The organism is Delftia sp. K82 (assembly GCF_002193035.1).
Lineage (GTDB): Bacteria > Pseudomonadota > Gammaproteobacteria > Burkholderiales > Burkholderiaceae_C > Comamonas > Comamonas acidovorans.
The window spans coordinates 3,088,215-3,104,811 of record NZ_MYFL01000001.1 but is presented as its reverse complement, the minus strand read 5'-3'; the positions used below and the strand labels follow the sequence as shown (position 1 = coordinate 3,104,811).

The following is a 16,597-nucleotide window of genomic DNA, read 5'->3' as shown; positions in this document are numbered from 1 at the left end:
TGATGCAGCAACATGGAAACTGAGATGCACTCCCTTGCCGCTCCAGGCGCAGGGCTGCCCGGGGCAGCGCCTGTACCGCTGGCTGTGGTGGCAGTGTCGCCGGCGCGGCGGGCCTGGATGCGGTTCAGGCGCAATCGGCTGGGGTATTGGAGCCTGGTCGCTTTTTGCGTGATGGTGGTGCTGAGCCTGGGCGCCGAGCTGATCAGCAACGACCGGCCCCTGGTGGTGCGCTACGAGGGCCAGACCTACTGGCCGCTGTGGAACGATTATTCCGAGAAGACTTTCGGCGGCGACTTTGAGACGGCCACCGACTACCTGGACCCCTTCATCCGCGACCGCCTGCGCCAGGGCGACAACTGGGCGCTGTACACGCTCAATCCCTATGGGCCACAGGCGCTGAACTACTTTGCGACCTCGCCCAATCCGGCGCCGCCCTCGCGCGACAACCTGCTGGGTACCGATGACCGGGGGCGCGATCTGCTGGCCCAGCTGATCTACGGGTTTCGCGTCAGCGTGCTGTTTGCGCTGGCGCTGACGGCGTCGGGCGTGGTGCTGGGCGTTGTGACGGGGGCCGTCCAGGGTTTTTTCGGCGGCAGGACCGATCTGGCATTCCAGCGCTTCATCGAGATCTGGGGCTCCATGCCCGAGCTGTATCTGCTGATCATCTTCAGCGCGGTGCTGGCGCCCAGCGTCTCGCTGCTGCTGGTGCTGCTGTCGCTGTTCGGCTGGATGGGCCTGTCGGACTACGTGCGTGCCGAGTTCCTGCGCAACCGCCAGCTGGACTATGTGAAGTCGGCGCGGGCGCTGGGCGTGGGCAATGGCGCGCTGATCTGGCGCCATCTGCTGCCCAACAGCATGACGCCCGTGGTGACCTTTTTGCCGTTTCGCATGAGTGCGGCCATCCTGGCCCTGACCTCGCTGGACTTCCTGGGGCTGGGGGTGCCGCCTGACACCCCCAGCCTGGGTGAGCTGCTGAACCAGGGCAAGAACAGCATCGATGCCTGGTGGATCTCGCTGTCCACCTTTGCCGTGCTGGTGGTGACGCTTCTGCTGCTGACCTTCATGGGCGATGCGCTGCGCGATGCGCTGGACCCGCGCAAGGCCGCTGCCAGCGATGCCGCCCCCGGTGTCGATGCAAAGGACGCCGCATGAACGCAGAGCAGCCGGCAATGGAGATACCTTCGCCCCCCGGCCGTGGCCGGACATTGCTGTCCGTGCGCAACCTGCGCGTGCGCTTCGGCAGCAAGGATGTGGTGCACGGCGTGAGCTTCGACCTGGCGGCAGGCGAGAAGCTGGCGCTGGTGGGCGAGTCCGGCTCGGGCAAGACCATCACCGCGCTGTCGCTGCTGCGGCTGGCTGGAGACGCTCAGCTGGGAGGCCAGGCCCTGTTCGACGGCCGCGACCTGCTGCGCCTGCCCGAGCGCGAGATGCGCGCCGTGCGCGGCGGCGACGTGGCCATGATTTTCCAGGAGCCCATGACGGCGCTCAACCCGCTGATGACCGTGGGCGAGCAGGTGGGCGAGGTGCTTCGCCTCAAGCAAGGGCTGACGCGAGCGCAATCCCTGGTCCAGGCCACCGAATTGCTGGCGACCACCGGCATTGCCGAGCCTGTGCGCCGCGCCCGCGCCTTTCCCCACCAGCTCAGTGGCGGGCAGCGCCAGCGCGCCATGATCGCCATGGCGCTGGCCAGCAGCCCGCGCCTGCTCCTGGCCGACGAGCCGACGACGGCACTCGATGTCACGCTGCGCGGCCAGATCCTGCAGTTGCTCGATGACCTGCAGCGCCAGACCGGCATGGCCGTGCTGATGATCACGCACGACCTGCATCTGGTACGGCGCTTTGCCGACCGCGTGGCGGTGATGGAGCGTGGACAACTGGTGGAGCAGGGCGGGGTGTCGGCGGTCATGGCGGCTCCGCGCCATGCCTATACGCGCAAGCTGCTGGCCAGCGTGCCACGCCGCGACCTGATCGAGGTGGAGGCAGGCGCCGAGGCCACGGCTGGCGAGCCGCTGGTGCAGGCCCAGGGCCTCAAGGTCAGCTATCCGGTGCCGCTGGCAGGCATGCGCGGATGGTTCGGCCAGGGGCGCTTCGTCGCCGTGCAGTCCGCAGACCTGGCGCTGTTGCCCGGGCGCACCGTGGGTGTGGTCGGTGAATCGGGATCGGGCAAATCCACGCTGGCCCAGGCCGTGCTGGGGCTGCTGCCCCATGAAGGACGGCTGCGCATTGCCGGCCATGCCTGGCAGCAGCCAGCCACGCGCAACTCGCCCGCCAACCGTGCGCTGCGGCGCAAGGTGCAGGTGGTGTTCCAGGACCCGTATTCATCGCTGTCGCCCCGGCTGACGCTGGAGCAGATCGTTGGCGAGGGCCTGCGCGTGCATGCGCCGTCGCTGAAGGCGCCGCAGCAACGCGACCGCATCGTGGAGATGCTGTCGGCCGTGGGCCTGACGCAGGAACAGTTTCCCGGCCTGCTTGACCGCTATCCCCACGAATTCTCGGGAGGCCAGCGCCAGCGCATCGCCATTGCACGCGCCCTGGTGCTGGAGCCCGAGGTGCTGGTGCTCGACGAGCCCACCAGCGCGCTGGATGTGACCATTCAGCAGCAGGTGCTGGGCCTGCTGCAACGGCTGCAGCGCGAGCGGGGCCTGGCCTATCTGCTGATCACGCATGACGTGGACGTGATCCGCGCCATGGCCCATGACGTGGTGGTCATGAAGGATGGCGCCATCGTCGAATCCGGCCCCGTCGCCCAGGTGCTGGGCGCGCCGCGCCAGGCGTACACGCAGCGGCTGGTGGAGGCCGCCGGCTTCTCGGGCGAAGGCATGCCCGAGGGGTTCTGAGGCCGCTGCCTGACCGCGCTACCAGCTGCCCGTGGGATTGACTCCGTCCTGCAGGATCCACTGGACCTTGTCCACGGGCACGCCCAGCAGCCGGGCCTGCGCCAGCAGGCGTGCCGCCACGCCGTCGGCCAGTTCGGGCGTGCGCGAAAGAATCCAGAAATAGCGCAGGTCCGATCCCACCACCATGGCCCAGCGGTACTCGGCATCAAGAGCCACCACGTTGTAGCCGCCGTAGAACGGGCCGAAGAAAGAGACCTTGAGCGCCGCAACGTCCGGGCCGTGCACCGTGCGGGCCTTGCCCTCGGAGGATTTCCAGCGCCGGTGGCGGGCGTCGTAGCCCCGGTTCAGCACATGCACCGTGCCGTCGGGAAGCTGTGTGTACTCGGCCTGGGTGCGCTCCAGGCCTTTTTCGAAACTGTGGTCGATGCGGGCCACTTCATACCAGCGGCCCATGTAGCGCTGGATGTCCCAGCCGCGCACCGGCTCCACGGTAGGAGGGATGGGCGGGTTGCGCAGGCCCTTCCACAGCAACGCTGCTGCGGCGGCGCCTACGGCAAGCCCTGCCAGGCCGGCCGTGGGCAGCACCCAGGCGGGGCGGGAAGTGGATGGGGTGGTTGACTCTGTATTGGGGTGGCGGGGTGACATGGTGCGGAACTCCGTGTTCAGGCAGACGTGCATGCCAGGGTCTTGCGCGCTTGGCAGCGTGCTCCTACTTTAGGACAGAAAACCGGGCCGCAGTGTAGGCCGGCGCTGCCTGCGCCGGTGCTGTGCGGGCCGCGCAACGCTGGAACTTTCCCTATGCCAGAGCAGGCCATGTGTTTTTTTGTGCGCGGTCATGCAGGTCTATGGCCTAATTGCGCGTTCTCATTTTTTTGAAGAAGGAAATGCCATGGGCAACAAGATCGTTACCGAAGCCGACCGCAAGTTCACTCCCCAGCCCCCCCTGCCCAACGGCGTCACCCTGCCGACGCCCGGCCGTGGCCAGCGCGTGAGCCGCGCCCGTGGCGCCCACACCCACACCAAGAAGAACCCCGGCAAGCGTCACCGCTGAGCACGGCGGGCCGCATGCGCGCCTGCTGCGGCCGCGTTCTGAAAGCAAAAGCCCTCTTTCGAGGGCTTTTGCTTTTGAGGCGGCGTTCTCAATGCTGCAGTGCCTGAAGCTTGCGGCGCAGCATCTGCACTTCCTCGATCAGGTCCGCCGTCAGCGCGGCCAGCTGAGGGTCGGCATCGAAGCTGTGCTCCAGATGGGCTATGCGGCGCGCGCGCACCAGGGTCTGGCTGCTGAAGCGCCACTGCGCCTGTGGCGCGGCCGCTTCGCCGGATGGCTCGTTTTCGCAGTACAGCACGCCGGTCTGCACACGCTCCACCACCCAGGCGGTGTTGCGCTGGCAGTGGCGGGCCAGATCCTGCAGGTCCAGAGCGCCTTCGTCCAGCAGTTCTGCGGGCTCGTAGAAGGGGTACAGCGGCGTGCTCATCGCGTGGCTCCTTGGCCCGCTGCGTGCTGGCGGGCATCGAACGAGGGAAAGGCCTGGGCCAGTGCTGCATAGGCCTGGCGCTGGGCGTCGGTCTTGGGCTCGGGCAGGGCGATGCCCAGCACCAGGTACAGGTCGCCCGGCGTGGCGGCGGGCAAGCCCTTGCCCTTGATGCGCAACTTGCGGCCAGCGCGGCTGCCTGCGGGCACGCTGACCTCGAATTCACCGGCAATGGTGGCCACGCGGACCGGGCCGCCCAGTGCGGCTTCCCACGGGGCCAGGGACACGGGCTGGTAGACATCCTTGCCTTCGGCCCACCAGCGCGGGTCGTGGCGCAGGTGCACTTCCAGCAGCAGATCGCCTGCCGGGCCGTTGCCCAGGCCCGGGCCGCCCTGTCCGGCCAGGCGGATCATCTGGCCTTCGCGCACGCCCTTGGGAATGCTGACCTGCAATTCCTTGTCGCGCGCCACGGGGTGTCCGTCGTCATCCAGCACCGTGGTGCGCAGGTGCAGGCTGCGCTGCGCGCCCTGGTAGCTGTCCAGCAGGTCCAGCTCGATGCTGGCGTGCTGGTCCTGCCCGCGCAGGTCAGGCGGGGAGCGATGCTGGCCGCCTCCGCCCGCATGGCGGGCACGCGCGCCCTGGCCGAACATCTGTGAGAAGAACTCGCTGAAGTCCGCGTCGCCCTCCGGCATGGCGCCGTCGCTGCTGCGAAAGTGAAAGTCCTGCCCTTCCCAGCCGGGCGGTGGCTGGAAGCCGCCGGCGCCGGGCCCGCTGCGGCGCGGCGCATCGGCCAGGGCGTCATAGGCTGCGCGCTTTTCGGGGTCCGACAGCACGGCATTGGCTTCGTTGACTTCGGCCATGCGCTCGGAGGCGTCCGCCTCCTTGCTGACATCGGGGTGGTACTTGCGCGCCAGCTTGCGGTAGGCCTTCTTGATGTCATCGGCACTGGCCTGCCTGTCCACGGCCAGGATGCGGTAGTAGTCCTTGTAATCCATGAATTTCCGTCCTCCGGCCCTTGCGGGCGATGTTCTGGACAAACCCGAAGGCAGCATAGCCCGGTCATGGCAGGGTCTCAACCGATGGGCCTTTTCCTGCTTGACTGGCATCTTGTGACGGGTTCATTACATTCGCGCGTCGGCAGGACGGAACAGGAGGCGTCGGACATGGCACATGGCAGTCGGTGGCGGGCTGGGCGGGGGCGCACAGGCTCCAGGGGATGGAGGGCCCTGCTGGGCGCATGGCTGGTGGCCGGCGCGTGTGGAACCTGCGGGGTGATGGCGCAGACCGCGCAGACCATGCAGCCAGCACCGGGCGTGCCCATGGCAGACCTGCCGCCCGCCGTGGTCAGCGCCCCGCTGCCCGATGTGGGGTCCATGGCCGCCAGGGTGCTGGCCTGCACGGCCTGCCATGGTCCCGAGGGCCGGGCCACGCCCAGCGGCTACTTTCCGCGCATTGCGGGCAAGCCCGCAGGCTATCTGTACCGCCAGCTCAAGAACTTCCAGCAAGGGCGCCGCAGCTATCCCGCCATGAACCGGCTGATCGAATTCATGTCGGACGACTATCTGCGCCAGATCGCCACGCACTTCGCAGGCCTGGAGCTCCCCTATGCCCCGCCCGTGCCGGCGCAACTGCCGCCCGCTGAACTCGCCCGTGGCGAGCAACTGGTCTTGCGGGGCGACGCGCAGCGCGGCCTGCCCGCCTGCGCTGCATGCCATGGTGAGCGGCTCATGGGTGCGGGTGACGATATTCCGGGCCTGCTGGGCCTGTCGCGCGACTATCTGAACAGCCAGATCGGTGCCTGGCGCTCCGGCCAGCGCAAGGCGGCAGCGCCCGACTGCATGGACCAGGTGGCCAAGGCGCTGACGGCGCAGGAGGTCGTAGCCGTCACGGCCTGGCTGTCATCGCGCCCCGCACTGGCGGCGCCGGGCGGACATGAAGCCCTGGCCCTGCCCATGCCGCTGCGCTGCGGCGCTGTAGCCGCCATTGCTGGCCAGGAGGGTAAGCCATGAACACCCTGGCAGAAAACGCGGCAAGCGGGAACACACACGGGCGACGGCGGCTGGCCAGGGTGGCAGGGCTGGCGTTGCTGATCATCGCCTTGCTGGGCGCGCTCCTGGTCTGGCTCAACCTGCGCGGTGAGCAGGGCGTGCACGCCTACGGCCATGGCGGCTGGTCAGGCGCGCGCGAAACGCCAACTGCCTTGATAGAGCGCGGTGCCTACCTGGCCCGCGTGGGCGACTGCGCAGGCTGCCATACGGCGGCTGGCGGCGCCGAGTATGCGGGCGGGCGGGGCCTGCCCACCTCGTTCGGCACGCTGTACACCAGCAATCTCACGCCTGACAAGGAAAGTGGCCTGGGGCTGTGGACGGCCCAGGACTTCTGGCGTGCAATGCATAACGGGCGGTCACGGGAAGGGCGCCTGCTGTATCCGGCCTTTCCATATGACAGCTACACCCATGTGACGCGCGCCGACTCGGACGCATTGTTTGCCTATCTGCAAAGCCTGCCCGCCGTGCGCGCGCAGGTGCCCCGGCATGCGCTGGACTTTCCCTATGGCTGGCAGGGCTCGCTGGCTGTCTGGCGCGCGCTGTTCTTCACCCCGCAGGATTGGCAGGACCGGCCGCAGAAGGCGGCTGCCTGGAATCGCGGTGCCTATCTTGCCCAGGGCCTGGGGCACTGCGCGGCATGCCATGCACCGCGCAACGGCATGGGCGCCTCGTCCCAGGCCATGTCCGGTGGCTTTGTGGCAGGGCAGGCCTGGTATGCGCCGTCGCTGCTTGACCCCGGCGAAGCCGGCGTGCGCGCGGGCCAGGAGTCCGCATGGGTGCAGTTGCTGCAGACGGGTTCGGGTGCTTCGGGATCGGCGTTGGGCCCAATGGCCGAAGTTGTGGCGCGCAGCACCCAGCACTGGCAGCCGCAGGATCTGCAGGCACTTGCTTCCTACCTGCAGGAGCAGGGCGCGGCAGCAGGCCCGCCCAGGAGCAGGCCTGCTGCCGCGCCCGTGCCATCCGGGCAAATGGCCTTGGGGCGGGCCATCTACGAGCGGCAATGCGCGGTTTGCCACGGGGCCGAGGGCCAGGGAACGCCGGGCGCGTTTCCCGCGCTTGCGGGCAATGCCTCCGTGACCCTGGCCGAGCCGCGCAACCTGTTGCTGGTGTTGCTGGAGGGGGCTACCCACCCTCCACCCGGCAGCAGCCGCAGCCGCACGGCATGCCACCTTTCGGTCATGTGCTGTCCGACGCACAGGTGGCCGCCGTGGCCAGCTATGTGCGCAACGCCTGGGGCAACAAGGCGGCGGAAATCGGTAACATGGAGGTTTATCGCGCCCGGGAAGGGCGTGGTTTCTGAGAGGCTTTCATGGATTCAATGGCCGGCAAGCTGCCGGACGACAGCGACGCCACCCGCCCCTGGTGGGTGGTTTGCCTGTGCGCGCAATGGTGTGGCGTTTGCAACCAATACCGAAGCACGTTTGCGGAACTGGCAAGCCAGTTCCCGCAGATGCGCTTTGTCTGGCTTGATGTCGAGGACCGCGAGGACGTGGCCGGAGACCTGGACATCGAAACCTTCCCCTCGCTGCTGGTGGCCGATGGCGAGCGTGCACGTTTTCTGGGGCCGGTGCTGCCCCAGGCAGGGGTTGTGGCGCGCATGCTGCAGTCACTGGCCCAGGACCCGGGCGCGGCCCCTGCCGATCCCGCCGAGGCGCAGGCCCTCTTGCGGCGGCTCCAGTCGGCGCAGGCGCTGGAGCGCGTTGGCGCCTGACGCCGGGCCAAGGGTGCGCGGGCGGGCCTGAGCACCCCGTCCTGTCCCCGCTTTTGTGCGGGGCGGGCTTGGCCTGAAGGTCGTTTGCGGATACAATGGCATATTCACGACCAAACGGGCGGGTACCAACCGCCCTTTTTTTTGGGCGATCTTCGGGCGACCTTCGGGATTGCCATGGGGCTCGGCGCTGTTGGGACATGGCTGCTGCCAATGTTTCAGGGGCGTTCCGGGTCTTTTGTGTTTGCAGGACTGAATTTAAATACACGTGGCACTACAGCAAATCGTTGAACAAACCGTGACAGGTCTGGGCTATGACCTGGTGGAAATAGAACGCTCGGCGGGCGGGCTGTTGCGCGTCACAATTGATTTGCCTTGGCAGCCCCCGGTGGAGGGCGGGCCGGTGGTGCCGGAGCAGTTCGTGACAGTCGAGGACTGCGAGAAGATCACGCGCCAGCTGCAGTTCGCGCTTGAGGTTGATGGCGCAGATTACACGCGCCTTGAGGTCTCCTCCCCTGGTATCGACCGCCCCCTGCGGCACGAGCAGGACTTCACCCGCTTTGTCGGTGAAGTCATCGACCTGACCCTCAAGGAGCCCATCGGCGCCGCCGCTGAAGGGCAGGTCAGCGCCAATCGCAAGAAATTCCGCGGCACGCTGGAGCGTGCCGAAGATGGTGGCTGGCAGATCGTCTGGAGCGACGAGCCACCCGTCAAGCCTGGCCAGAAGGTCAGCAAAAAGCGTGTTCCCGCGCCCCTGCAGGCGCTGGGCTTCACTCTGGAGGAGCTGCGCGAGGCGCGTCTGGCTCCCATCGTGGATTTCAAGGGGCGTTCTGCCAAGCCGGTCTGATCGGAGCAGGCAGGGTACGTCGAATCATTGGGGCAGGAAGGGCACTGCCATCCCCTTCCTGTGTGATTGAAATAGGAGAGTCGTCGCATGAATCGCGAATTGTTGATGTTGGTAGAAGCCATTTCGCGCGAAAAGAACGTGGAGCGCGATCTGGTGTTCGGTGCAGTGGAATCGGCCCTGGCCCAGGCCACCAAGAAGCTGTACCAAGGTGAGGTGGACATCCGCGTGGCCATCGATCGCGATAGCGGTAACTACGACACCTTCCGCCGCTGGCTGGTGGTGCCCGATGATGCGGGCCTGCAAAACCCCGATGCCGAAGAAATGCTGATGGACGCACAGGACCGCGTCCCCGGTATCTCCGAAGGCGAGTACATCGAGGAAGAGATCGAGTCGGTGCCCATTGGCCGCATCGGCGCCATGGCGGCCAAGCAGGTCATCCTGCAGAAGATCCGTGACGCCGAGCGCGAAATGCTGCTCAACGAGTTCCTGTCGCGCGGCGACCGGATCTTCACGGGCACCGTCAAGCGCATGGACAAGGGCGACATCATCGTCGAGGCCGGCCGTGTCGAAGGACGCCTGCGCCGCAACGAGATGATCCCCAAGGAAAACCTGCGCAACGGCGACCGCGTGCGGGCCATGATCATGGAAGTGGACGCCACGCTGCGCGGCGCGCCCATCATCCTGTCGCGCTCGGCGCCCGAGTTCATGGTCGAGTTGTTCCGCAACGAAGTGCCCGAGATCGAGCAGGGCCTGCTGGAGATCAAGAGCTGCGCTCGCGATTCCGGCAGCCGCGCCAAGATCGCCGTGCTCAGCCATGACAAGCGTGTCGATCCCATCGGCACCTGCGTCGGCGTGCGAGGCACCCGTGTCAACGCCGTCACCAATGAACTGGCTGGCGAGCGCGTGGACATCGTGCTGTGGTCCGAAGACCCTGCACAGTTCGTGATTGGCGCGCTGGCTCCGGCCAATGTGTCGTCCATCGTTGTGGACGAGGAAAAGCATGCCATGGACGTGGTGGTTGACGAGGAAAACCTCGCCATCGCCATCGGCCGTGGCGGTCAGAATGTTCGCCTGGCTTCCGAGCTCACCGGCTGGAAGATCAACATCATGGACGCGGCTGAGTCTGCGCAAAAGCAGGCGGACGAGTCCGCTGTTGCGCGCCAGCTGTTCATGGAAAAGCTCGATGTGGACGAGGAAATCGCCAACATCCTCATCGAGGAAGGTTTCGAGACCCTGGAGGAAGTGGCCTATGTGCCGCTGCAGGAAATGCTCGAAATCGAGGCGTTCGACGAAGAGACGGTGAACGAGTTGCGCACCCGGGCGAAAGATGCACTGCTGACGCAGGAAATCGCGCACGAGGAAAACGTGGGCAAAGTGTCGCAGGATCTGCTGACGCTCGAGGGAATGACTCCGGAGATCGTGGACAAGTTGGCCGAGGCCGATGTGCACACCCGAGACGATCTGGCCGATCTGGCCATCGACGAGTTGACCGAGCTGACCGGGCAGACCGAGGAAGAAGCGAAGGCTTTGATCATGAAGGCGCGTGAACACTGGTTCACCGAAGGGCAAGAGTAAGGTCAGGGAGGTTCAGAGCATATATGTCCAGTAATACGGTTGCCGAGTTTGCAAGAGAGCTCAACAAGACCCCTGACACGTTGCTGCAGCAGCTCAAGGCTGCAGGCGTCGCCAAGGACAACGCATCGGATGCGTTGACCGACGGTGACAAGCAGCAACTGCTCAGCCATCTGCAGGCCAGCCACGGAAGTGGCGCCAAGAAGATCACGCTGACCAAACGGTCCACAAGCGAGATCAAGCAGGCCGATTCGTCGGGCCGCGCCCGCACCATCCAGGTGGAAGTGCGCAAGAAGCGCACCTTCGTCAAGCGTGACGAGGTCGCCGAGGGCGCCTCCGATCCCGCTGTCGTTGCCGCTGCCCAGGAGCAGCGCGCGGCATCGGAGCGCGAGTCCCAGGATCTGGTGCGCCGCGAAGGGGAAGCACGTCGCCAGGCCGAAATGATCGGCCGCGAGGAGGAAGAATTGGCACAGCAACGCCGTGAGCGCGAAGAGCGCGAACTAGTTCAACAACGCGAACGAGAAGCCGAAGAGCGCGCAAGCGCCTATGCGGCTGCAGAAGCCGCAAAGATCCTCGAGGCCAACCGCGCGAAGCAGGAAGCTTCGCGTGAGCAGGCTGCAGGCCAGGCCGCGCGCGCCGAAGCCCAGGTTGCGGCTCGCGTCAAGGCCGAGGAAGAGTCCAAGGCCCGCGCGGCCGAGGAAGCCGAACGCGCCAAGGATCTGGAAGACCGCCGCCGCAAGGCGCTGGCCGAGGCCGAAGCCATTCGCGCCATGATGGCTGCGCCCAAGAAGGTGCTCGTGGCCAAGAAGCCTGAAGAGCCCAAGCCCGTTGCCAAGCCTGCAGCGCCCGCTGCCGGCGATGCCAAGAAGACCACGCTACACAAGCCCGCTGGCACGACCGCCGGTGGAGCCGGTGCGCGTGCGGGTGCGCCTGCCGGTGCCGGCAAGGAAGTCAAGTCCGCCAAGCTCTCGTCGAGCTGGGCTGGCGATGGCAAGAAGAAGGAAATCAAGACCCGTGGCGACAGCTCCGGTGGCGTGGGTGGCCGTTCCAACTGGCGCGGCGGCCCGCGTGGCGGCCGTCGTGGCAATGACCGTCATGACGGTCAGCACCAGAGCGCGGCAGCGGAATTCCGTGCCATCGAAGTGCACGTGCCCGAGACCATCACCGTGGCCGAGCTGGCGCACAAGATGTCGGTCAAGGCGTCCGAGCTGATCAAGGTGCTGATGAAGATGGGCCAGATGGTCACCATCAACCAGCCTCTGGACCAGGACACGGCCATGATCGTGGTCGAGGAAATGGGCCACACGGCCAAGGTCGCCGCGCTGGACGATCCCGAAGCCTTCACGGCCGAGGAAGTGTCCCAGCAGGAAGCTGCCCAGGAGTCGCGTGCTCCCGTGGTCACCGTCATGGGCCACGTGGACCACGGCAAGACCTCGCTGCTGGACTACATCCGCCGCACCAAGGTTGCGTCGGGCGAAGCCGGTGGCATTACCCAGCACATCGGTGCCTACCATGTGACGACGCCCCGCGGCATCGTCACCTTCCTGGATACCCCGGGCCACGAGGCCTTCACGGCCATGCGTGCCCGTGGTGCCCAGGCCACCGACATCGTCATCCTGGTGTGCGCGGCCGACGACGGCGTGATGCCCCAGACCAAGGAAGCCATCAAGCACGCGAAGGCGGCTGGTGTGCCCATCGTGGTTGCCATCACCAAGGCCGACAAGCCCGATGCCAACCTCGACCGCGTCAAGCAAGGCCTGGTGGCCGAGCAGGTGGTGCCTGAAGAGTACGGCGGCGAGTCCCCGTTCATCGCCGTGTCCTCCAAGACCGGCCAGGGCATCGACGAGCTGCTGGAGCAGGTTCTGCTGCAGGCCGAAGTGCTGGAGCTGACCGCTCCCGTGGAAGCCGCTGCCAAGGGCTTGGTCATCGAAGCCCAGCTGGACAAGGGCCGCGGCCCTGTGGCCACGGTGCTGGTGCAGTCCGGTACGCTGAAGGTGGGCGACGTGGTGCTGGCAGGCCAGACCTACGGCCGCGTGCGCGCCATGCTGGACGAAGACGGCAAGCAGACCAAGTCTGCCGGCCCCTCCATCCCGGTGGAAATCCAGGGTCTGTCCGACGTGCCCCAGGCCGGCGACGACTTCATGGTGCTGCAGGACGAGCGTCGTGCCCGCGAAATCGCGACCTACCGCGCCGGCAAGTTCCGTCACACCAAGCTGGCCCGCCAGCAGGCTGCCAAGCTCGAGAACATGTTTGCCGAAATGGGTGCAGGCGAGGTCCAGACCCTGCCCATCATCATCAAGGCCGACATGCAGGGCTCGCAGGAAGCGCTGGGCACATCGCTGCTCAAGCTCTCGACCGACGAGATCCGCGTTCAGCTGGTCTACTCGGGCGTGGGCGGCATCAGCGAGTCCGACGTGAACCTGGCGCTGGCCTCCAAGGCCATCATCATCGGCTTCAACGTCCGGGCCGATGCCCAGGCGCGCAAGACGGCCGAGAGCAACGATGTGGACCTGCGCTACTACAACATCATCTACGACGCAGTCGAAGAGGTGAAGGCGGCCATGTCCGGCATGCTGGCTCCCGAGCGCAAGGAAGAGATCATCGGCATGGCCGAGATCCGCACCGTGTTCGTGGCTTCGAAGATCGGCACCGTGGCCGGCTCGTACATCACGCAAGGCCAGGTCACGCGCAATGCGCATTTCCGCCTGCTGCGCGAGAACGTGGTCATCTACACGGGCGAGATCGAATCGCTCAAGCGCCTGAAGGACGACGTCAAGGAAGTCAAGGAAGGCTTCGAGTGCGGTATCAAGCTCAAGAACTACAACGACATTCGCGAAGGCGACGTGCTCGAAGTGTTCGAGATCAAGGAAATCGCGCGCTCGCTGTAATTCGCCATGGCAACACGCAAGTCCGCTGCGCCGAATCGCAGCTTCAAAGTCTCTGACCAGATCCAGCGTGATCTGGCAGAGCTGATCGCGCGCGAGTTGAAGGACCCGCGCGTGGGCATGGTCACGCTGCAAAGCGTGGAGGTGACTCCGGACTATGCCCACGCCAAGGTCTACTTCAGCCTGCTCGTGGGCGATCCACAGGCGACGCAGGAAGCGTTGAACCAAGCCGCAGGCTTCCTGCGCAATGGCCTGTTCAAGCGCCTGCATATCCACACAGTGCCCACGCTGCACTTCATCTACGACCGCACCTCCGAGCGTGCGGCCGACATGAACGCCTTGATCGCCAAGGCCGTTTCTTCGCGCGGAAAGGAAGAGTAGCCCCATGAACGCGCCACGCACAAGGGTGCAGCGGCGCCCTGTGCATGGGGTGTTGCTACTCGACAAACCGCTGGAGCTGTCCAGCAACGACGCCTTGCAAAAGGTCAAGTGGTTGCTGCGCGCTGAAAAGGCCGGACACACCGGCACGCTGGACCCGTTGGCCACCGGCGTGCTGCCGCTGTGCTTCGGTGCGGCGACCAAGTTCAGCCAGTTGCAGCTTGAAGCTGCCAAGACCTACGAGGCGATTGCGCGCCTGGGCCAGACCACGACCACGGCCGATGCCGAGGGCGAGGTGCTGCGCGAGCGCGCCGTTGACCTCGCCGCCCTCACGGCCGAGCGATTGGCCGCCGTGCAGGCGCAGTTCACGGGTGCGATCCGCCAGGTGCCACCCATGTACAGCGCCCTAAAGAAGGACGGCAAGGCTCTCTATGAATATGCGCGTGCCGGCATCGAAGTCGAGCGCCCGGCGCGCGAAGTGACAATCCACGCACTGGAGCTTTCGCTGACGCAAGACAGCGAAGGCCTGCCTGCGATCCGGATGCTGGTGACCTGCAGCAAGGGCACCTACATCCGCACGCTGGCCGAGGACGTGGGCGAGGCCCTGGGCTGCGGCGCGCACCTGCGCGCGCTGCGCCGTATCGACACCGGGGGGCTGGGTGTCGAGCGCTGTATCTCGCTGGAGGCGCTGGCCGCCATGGGCGAGGGCGAGCGTCTGCAGCAGTTGCAGCCTGTCGACGCCTTGCTGGCCAGCCACACGGCTGTCACGCTGGGCGAGCAAGATGCGGCCCGTTTTCTCACGGGCCTGCCCCGCAAGGGCGCTTGGGCCGATGCCGAGGCGGTGGCTGTGTATGGCGAGAACCCACAGGCTCTGCTGGGAGTGGGGCGCGTGGTGCGTGGGGAACTGATCCCCGGGCGCCTGCTCAGTTCACTGGAAATTCAACAGATTTTGGAAGACACGCCGCGCCCATGACGCAGCGGCAATGGGAAAACACTATGAGCAAACAAATCCGCAATATCGCGATCATCGCCCACGTGGACCACGGCAAAACCACCATGGTGGACCAGCTGCTGCGCCAATCCGGAACCTTCGCCGAACACGAGAAAGTCGTGGACACGGTGATGGACAACAACGCCATCGAACGCGAGCGTGGCATCACCATCCTGGCCAAGAACTGCGCCGTGAGCTGGAACGAGACGCACATCAACATCCTCGACACACCCGGCCACGCGGACTTCGGCGGTGAAGTGGAGCGTGCCCTGTCCATGGTGGACGGCGTGGTGCTGCTGATCGACGCGCAGGAAGGCCCCATGCCCCAGACGCGCTTCGTGACCAAGAAGGCACTGGCCCTGGGCCTGAAGCCCATCCTCGTGGTCAACAAGGTGGACAAGCCCGGTGCGCGTCCCGACTACGTGGTCAACGCCGCCTTCGACCTGTTCGACAAGCTGGGTGCCACCGACGAGCAGCTGGACTTCCCCGTGGTGTACGCCTCGGGCATCAACGGCTGGACCTCGCTGGAAGAAGGCGCTCCCGGCGAACAGTGGGGCCCCGACATGTCGGCCCTGTTCGACACCATCCTGAAGCACGTTCCCGCCGTCAAGGGCGATCCTGCCGCTCCGCTGCAAATGCAGATCTCGGCGCTGGACTACTCCACCTTCGTGGGCCGTATCGGCGTGGGCCGCATCACTTCCGGCACGCTCAAGCCTTCGACCGACGTGCTGGTCATGGAAGGTCCTGACGGCAAGAGCTACAAGGGCCGCATCAACCAGGTTCTGAAGTTCCAGGGCATTGACCGCGTGCAGGTGACCGAAGCCGGTCCCAGCGACATCGTGCTGGTCAACGGCATTGCCGACCTGGGCATGGGCGTCACGCTGACCGACCCGCTGAACCCCCAGCCGCTGCCGATGCTCAAGATCGACGAGCCCACGCTGACCATGAACTTCTGCGTCAACACCTCGCCGCTGGCAGGTCGTGAAGGCAAGTTCGTGACCAGCCGCCAGATCTGGGACCGCCTGCAAAAGGAACTGCGTTCCAACGTGGCCCTGCGCGTCAAGGAAACCGACGAAGACGGCATCTTCGAAGTGTCGGGCCGCGGCGAACTGCACCTGACCATCCTGCTGGAAGAAATGCGCCGTGAAGGCTACGAGTTGGCCGTGTCCAAGCCCCGCGTGGTCTACCGCGACGTGGACGGCGTGCGCCACGAGCCTATCGAGCTGGTGACGGCCGACATCGAAGAAGGCCACCAAGGTGGCGTGATGCAGGCCCTGGGCGAGCGCAAGGGCGAGCTGGTCAACATGGAACCCGATGGCCGCGGCCGCGTGCGCCTGGAGTACCGCATTCCTGCGCGTGGCCTGATCGGCTTCACCAACGAATTCCTGAACCTGACCCGTGGTTCCGGCCTGATCTCCAACATCTTCGACAGCTACGAGCCGCACAAGGGCGAAATCGGCGGCCGCAAGAACGGTGTGCTGATCTCCATGGACGAAGGCGAAATCTTCACCTACGCCCTGGGCAAGCTGGACGACCGTGGCCGCATGTTCGTCAAGGCCAACGATCCCGTGTACGAAGGCATGATCATCGGCATCCACAGCCGTGACAACGACCTGGTGGTCAACGCCACGCGTACCAAGCAGCTGACCAACTTCCGCGTGTCCGGCAAGGAAGATGCCATCAAGATCACTCCCCCGATCGACCTGTCGCTGGAATACGCGGTGGAATTCATCGAGGACGACGAGCTGGTGGAAATCACCCCCAAGAGCATCCGCGTTCGCAAGCGCCACCTGTCCGAGAACGAGCGCAAGCGCGCTTCGCGCGGCGCATAAGCGCTGTAGCGACCAGGGCGCACGCAA

Annotated in this window: 14 protein-coding genes and 1 pseudogene; 12 read left to right on the top strand and 3 right to left on the bottom strand. The window is 66.0% G+C overall.

Features of this window, described 5'->3' with window-relative positions; all coding sequences use genetic code 11:
• The first annotated feature begins 24 nt into the window (after positions 1-24).
• Positions 25-1,152 (top strand): ABC transporter permease, encoded by a 1,128-nt coding sequence (locus KDK82_RS13625; protein ID WP_225614193.1) that lies wholly within the window; start codon positions 25-27, stop codon positions 1,150-1,152.
• Positions 1,149-2,837, top strand: a complete 1,689-nt coding sequence (locus KDK82_RS13620; RefSeq protein WP_088165193.1) for an ABC transporter ATP-binding protein — start codon at positions 1,149-1,151, stop codon at positions 2,835-2,837. Before KDK82_RS13625 ends, KDK82_RS13620 begins: the two co-directional genes overlap by 4 nt.
• Positions 2,838-2,855: 18 nt before the next feature.
• On the opposite strand, the gene KDK82_RS13615 is transcribed toward KDK82_RS13620, so the two are convergent.
• Positions 2,856-3,482, bottom strand: a complete 627-nt coding sequence (locus KDK82_RS13615; protein ID WP_034398350.1) for a lipocalin family protein — start codon at positions 3,480-3,482, stop codon at positions 2,856-2,858.
• 244 nt (positions 3,483-3,726) lie between these two features.
• Between KDK82_RS13615 and KDK82_RS32785 the strand changes: the two genes are divergently transcribed.
• Positions 3,727-3,888, top strand: coding sequence for a hypothetical protein (locus KDK82_RS32785; RefSeq protein WP_012204826.1), 162 nt, complete (start codon positions 3,727-3,729; stop codon positions 3,886-3,888).
• 88 nt (positions 3,889-3,976) lie between these two features.
• On the opposite strand, the gene KDK82_RS13610 is transcribed toward KDK82_RS32785, so the two are convergent.
• Entirely contained in the window at positions 3,977-4,312 is a 336-nt protein-coding gene (locus KDK82_RS13610) for a chaperone modulator CbpM (RefSeq protein ID WP_034392145.1), read from the bottom strand.
• On the bottom strand, positions 4,309-5,304 hold the full coding sequence (locus KDK82_RS13605) for a DnaJ C-terminal domain-containing protein (protein ID WP_088165192.1): 996 nt from the start codon (positions 5,302-5,304) through the stop codon (positions 4,309-4,311). Before KDK82_RS13605 ends, KDK82_RS13610 begins: the two co-directional genes overlap by 4 nt.
• A gap of 168 nt (positions 5,305-5,472) precedes the next feature.
• Here KDK82_RS13605 and KDK82_RS13600 point away from each other — a divergent pair, with 168 nt between their 5' ends.
• From KDK82_RS13600 to typA, 9 genes and pseudogenes are all read left to right on the top strand, one after another.
• Positions 5,473-6,318, top strand: a complete 846-nt coding sequence (locus KDK82_RS13600; protein ID WP_088165191.1) for a c-type cytochrome — start codon at positions 5,473-5,475, stop codon at positions 6,316-6,318.
• A pseudogene (locus tag KDK82_RS13595) lies at positions 6,315-7,657 on the top strand (cytochrome c). Before KDK82_RS13600 ends, KDK82_RS13595 begins: the two are co-directional and overlap by 4 nt.
• A 9-nt stretch (positions 7,658-7,666) precedes the next feature.
• Entirely contained in the window at positions 7,667-8,068 is a 402-nt protein-coding gene (locus KDK82_RS13590) for a thioredoxin family protein (protein WP_052155372.1), read from the top strand.
• A gap of 265 nt (positions 8,069-8,333) precedes the next feature.
• Positions 8,334-8,912 (top strand): ribosome maturation factor RimP, encoded by a 579-nt coding sequence (gene rimP, locus KDK82_RS13585; RefSeq protein ID WP_012204832.1) that lies wholly within the window; start codon positions 8,334-8,336, stop codon positions 8,910-8,912.
• A gap of 87 nt (positions 8,913-8,999) precedes the next feature.
• On the top strand, positions 9,000-10,487 hold the full coding sequence (gene nusA / locus KDK82_RS13580) for a transcription termination factor NusA (RefSeq protein WP_012204833.1): 1,488 nt from the start codon (positions 9,000-9,002) through the stop codon (positions 10,485-10,487).
• Between the two features lie 23 nt (positions 10,488-10,510).
• On the top strand, positions 10,511-13,372 hold the full coding sequence (gene infB, locus KDK82_RS13575) for a translation initiation factor IF-2 (protein ID WP_013803037.1): 2,862 nt from the start codon (positions 10,511-10,513) through the stop codon (positions 13,370-13,372).
• A 6-nt stretch (positions 13,373-13,378) separates the two neighbouring features.
• Positions 13,379-13,750, top strand: a complete 372-nt coding sequence (rbfA, locus tag KDK82_RS13570; protein ID WP_012204835.1) for a 30S ribosome-binding factor RbfA — start codon at positions 13,379-13,381, stop codon at positions 13,748-13,750.
• Positions 13,751-13,754: 4 nt separating this feature from the next.
• A complete protein-coding gene (gene truB, locus KDK82_RS13565) occupies positions 13,755-14,720 on the top strand; it encodes a tRNA pseudouridine(55) synthase TruB (RefSeq protein WP_012204836.1) in 966 nt (321 codons plus the stop codon).
• Between the two features lie 23 nt (positions 14,721-14,743).
• On the top strand, positions 14,744-16,570 hold the full coding sequence (gene typA, locus KDK82_RS13560; protein ID WP_034398352.1) for a translational GTPase TypA: 1,827 nt from the start codon (positions 14,744-14,746) through the stop codon (positions 16,568-16,570).
• Positions 16,571-16,597: the final 27 nt, after the last annotated feature.